General features: G+C 56.3%; 1 protein-coding gene. It reads right to left on the bottom strand.

The window, feature by feature from the left end; genetic code table 11:
• A partial coding sequence (locus ACYP2Q_RS31435; protein WP_459734099.1) for a phospholipase D-like domain-containing protein occupies positions 1 to 770 on the bottom strand: 770 nt, incomplete at its 3' end.
• Positions 771 to 940: the final 170 nt, after the last annotated feature.

The raw sequence follows: 940 nt of genomic DNA, 5'->3' as shown, positions 1-940 counted from the left end.
TCGGGTCTGGGCTTGCTGTTCCTGGATCGATTTAGCGCGGTATGCCTGTCAGTGTCCCAGTACTCGTCGAGCATGTTGTGGCCCATGACGAAACCGATGGCACGGTCTGGCAGCTCATAATCGACCAGCACCGTCTTTTGGTGGTGTGACGCTGTAAACCGCAACGCTTGGCGCATATTGGCGCTGATCTGTGGGTCGAGACTTTCATATTTCACCCAGTGGGAAATTTCAGCACGCTCTTTCCAACTGAAGCCGCGACTGACAAACAGCGGCAGGCCACTCGTACTTCGTTGGGCAGCCTCGAGGTCGGCGACTGCGCAATCGGCAAACCACTGTCGATCATAGGCATATTGGTTATCCGTGGAAGGTTGCATCGCGCGGTTGTAGATTCGGTACGGGCCTTTCCCGGGTAGATTGGCTTCACCCGCCCAACCCGCGCTGTTAAACAATATCTCCCAGCCCAATATCCGAACCTTGACGCCCTCTTTCGCCTTGGCCTTCAATAAATCGCCGATGCACGGCACCTCGAGGTCTCGTTCGCGAATGAAAAACATCGATGGCTGAAAACCCCAGCAGATGATGTCGACAGTTTTCGTGGCCTGGGCGATGGCAAGATGAACAGCCTTGAAGGTCTCTTCGCCGTTGACCAACGGCTTATAGGTAGCCATTGCGGGGTGATACTCGGTGTTGCACACATACCAGGGTGAACAGCAGGTGGCCTCTTGGGTTTGCTGGAGTGCGACCGGCGTAACGATGTCGGTTGATCTCATGGTGTTTTTCCTTCCTGGTCAGTAGGTCCTTCCATCACTGCGGCGTACAGGGCGCGGTGATCGGTGTGCGAGGTGGGCTCACTCACCTCGGCATTGGTTCGCGAGGGGTGGTTTTGCAAGCCGCGATTGGCCAAGTGCGCCTGTTCGGGATTGCGGTAGTCGGTGGGAAC

The sequence above is a fragment of the Pseudomonas sp. MHK4 genome (genome assembly GCF_054600775.1).
Note: the sequence above shows the minus strand (reverse complement) of the source record. Positions and strands in the feature narration are given on the sequence as shown.